Source organism: Bradyrhizobium sp. P2_E8 (assembly GCF_056403875.1).
In genome coordinates, this window is sequence record NZ_JBFUES010001055.1 from 1 (window position 1) to 2,458 (window position 2,458).

General features: G+C 65.3%; 6 protein-coding genes. All 6 read left to right on the top strand.

Annotation, left to right across the window (positions count from 1 at the left end; genetic code table 11):
• Window positions 1-694, top strand: a 694-nt coding sequence (locus AC1D00_RS36535; protein WP_477014011.1) for a zinc-binding dehydrogenase, incomplete at its 5' end; no start/stop codon positions are given.
• Window positions 695-748: 54 nt separating this feature from the next.
• On the top strand, window positions 749-979 hold the full coding sequence (locus AC1D00_RS36540; protein WP_025576092.1) for a hypothetical protein: 231 nt from the start codon (window positions 749-751) through the stop codon (window positions 977-979).
• 205 nt (window positions 980-1,184) lie between these two features.
• Window positions 1,185-1,376, top strand: coding sequence for a hypothetical protein (locus AC1D00_RS36545; RefSeq protein ID WP_029677420.1), 192 nt, complete (start codon window positions 1,185-1,187; stop codon window positions 1,374-1,376).
• A gap of 41 nt (window positions 1,377-1,417) precedes the next feature.
• Window positions 1,418-1,594 carry a hypothetical protein gene (locus tag AC1D00_RS36550; RefSeq protein ID WP_477014012.1) on the top strand — a complete coding sequence of 59 codons (177 nt, stop codon included), beginning with the start codon at window positions 1,418-1,420 and terminating at the stop codon, window positions 1,592-1,594.
• A 55-nt stretch (window positions 1,595-1,649) separates the two neighbouring features.
• The gene (locus tag AC1D00_RS36555) at window positions 1,650-1,871 is read left to right on the top strand and encodes a hypothetical protein (RefSeq protein WP_025576094.1); all 222 of its coding nucleotides are present in this window, start codon (window positions 1,650-1,652) and stop codon (window positions 1,869-1,871) included.
• A gap of 252 nt (window positions 1,872-2,123) precedes the next feature.
• The coding region (locus tag AC1D00_RS36560) for a hypothetical protein (protein ID WP_477014013.1) at window positions 2,124-2,458 on the top strand (335 nt) is incomplete at its 3' end.

The window sequence follows — 2,458 nt, forward strand, 5'->3', positions numbered from 1 at the left end:
CTTCCTCGGCGTCTCCATCGACGGCGGCTTTGCCAGCCACGTGCTGGTGCCCGACGCGAAATATCTGCTCGACTACGATCCCCTGCCCGTCAACCAGGCCGCGACCCTGATGTGCTCCGGCGTCACCGCCTACGGCGCGCTCAAGCGTCTGGTCGACCGTCCGCGCCAGCGCAACCTTCTTCTGATCGGCCTCGGCGGCGTCGGCATGATGGGCCTGTCGTTCGCGCAGGCGATGTTCAAGCAGCCGATCACGGTCGCCGATCTCTCGCCGGCCGCGCGCGACACCGCGCTGAAGAACGGCGCCGCGGTCGCTTACGACCCGGCCGAACCGGAAGTGATCCGGCGCATCCTCAAGGAGACCGACGGCGGTTTTGACGAGATCGTCGATTTCGCCGGCAACGAGAAGTCGATGGCGTTTGCGGTCGCGGTCGCCGCGCGCGGCGGCAAGATCGTGGTCTCCGGCCTGATGGGCGGCCAGTTCACGCTGCCGATGGTGCAGTGGGTCTACAAGCGCATGACCATCGAAGGCTTCATGGTCGGCACGCTCGCGGAGGCCCAGGAGCTGATGGCGCTCGCCCGCGCCGGCAAGATCAAGCCGACGCCGATGCGCGAGGAGCCGATGGGCGACGTCCAGAAATGGATCGACGAATTGCGCGCCGGCAAGGTGGTCGGCCGCATCGTGCTGAAGAATTAGAGCGCGCATCAGCGCCCGCGCGGAACGCCGGCAGCCGCGCTGCGTTGGTAGCGCATGTCCATTCGCTGCACCGTCGAGAGCGCATTCTTCATCGCCTGGAGCTTCCTGGAGCAGAGCGGAGAGCTCGGTCCTCCGGACGAGACAGCGAATGTCCTTCTCGACGCCATCGAAGCCCAGCTCAAGACCGGCGAACGCCGGCAGTTGATGCTCGCGAACAAGGCGATCAACGCCTTCCGTGCCCACGCGGCGAAGAGCCGGCCGTCGCAGGAAGCCCGCTTCGGGTGACGGGCGGCGGGCGATACCGCCGGGCCCCATTCCGGCAAATGCGGCCCCCATCGAGCCCAATGCCTGCCCCTTCGATGAAGACAGGAAGCTTCCGCTTCACCGTACCATCATCCCGATCACAGCCGATCACTTCGGCCTGACATTGGAACGTCGCGCGGCTCGGGCGCGTTTGTCTCTCGTGAAGGCAACGCCGGAGTCAGAGCTGATGACAAAGCCGCTGACGAAGACAGTGCAACCTGTTCCTGAAGAAAACCAGAGCCACAAGGGCGCCGGCAGCGCGCCGTCGGTCCCGGTCGACACCACCAAGGGCCACCGCGACGACGAGAAGCAGAATATTCGCGAGCAGGCGGCGCACGGCAACCTGACCCAGAACACAAGCAACAGGCGCCAGGGATAAGCGATCAGACAACGGGGGGATTGAAACGAGGAGAAACGAACGTGGTCAATCTCGGCAAGTGGTACGATCCCATATCCGAACGCTGGATCGCACCGCGCGAACCCCGCTTTGAGGCTGCATCCCCCCAAACGAGCGAGAACCACGTCCTGGAGCTTCAGAGGACGGTCGAAATCCGGCGCATCTGGCGCGCGCTCGTCGATTGCTGCGCACGCGACTGATGCTCGCACGCAGCCGCGGGAGGAACCCGTCGTCGATCGCACCGTTGGTACCTGCATGACCGATCCTGCATCACCCGCAAGGCCAGTCGCGGCCGCGATACGCTACCTCTCGATCATCGTCGGTTGCGCCTGCCTGCTGCTCGCGGCCGTCTGCTTCGCCATCGCCTGCCAGGTCTTCATCCAGACCGGCGTGTTCGCGCAATCCTACGTGATGGTGGGCCTCATCAGCGCCGCATTGGGGCTGCTGGCGCTGACGCTGGCGCGCGTGTGGAAATAGGCTTCGCAGTTTCGCTCTTTCGCTTGGCTCTCGCCAGGAAAGTTGCGGCACGACACCATGACCTGGTCGGCCATGTTTGCTGGCGGCAACCGGCCCGAAGCATTGACAAATCGCAGCCCGCAGTGATGGTGATCCCTATTGCTGAGGGGGACGCAACCGGGCTTACGCTAGCTGCCCGCATTGCTCGCGTCCGTTGGAAGGCTGGTGAGGTGTCGTGCGACGCTCGGTGCCCGGCCAGGAGGGGCACTGGGGATGTCGCAAGATGCGAGGGCTCTAAGCCGGATCGCGAAACACGGTCGGATCGGCATCACGCCATTGGCGCTTGGACTGTCCCTGGCGACGCTGGCATGGACGGCAACGACACTCGCGCAGGCGCAAAGCTGGAACGGCGCCACCCCGGATTGGTTCACGGCCGGCAATTGGACGCCCAGCGGCGTCCCGACCAACGCCACCAACGCGACCATCGACACCAGCTCGCCCAACGCCGCCGTCATCTCGTCCGGCAACGCGCAGGCGCAGACCGTCATCATCGGCCTTTCCGGCACCGGAGGCCTGACCATCCAGAATGGGGGGACGCTGTCTGATTC

What these genes read in the sequence shown, in the direction of transcription:
- AC1D00_RS36540 (WP_025576092.1), top strand. Translation starts at nt 749, where the DNA reads ATGTCCATTCGCTGCACCGTCGAGAGCGCATTCTTCATCGCCTGGAGC.
- AC1D00_RS36545 (WP_029677420.1), top strand. Translation starts at nt 1,185, where the DNA reads ATGACAAAGCCGCTGACGAAGACAGTGCAACCTGTTCCTGAAGAAAAC.
- AC1D00_RS36555 (WP_025576094.1), top strand. Translation starts at nt 1,650, where the DNA reads ATGACCGATCCTGCATCACCCGCAAGGCCAGTCGCGGCCGCGATACGC.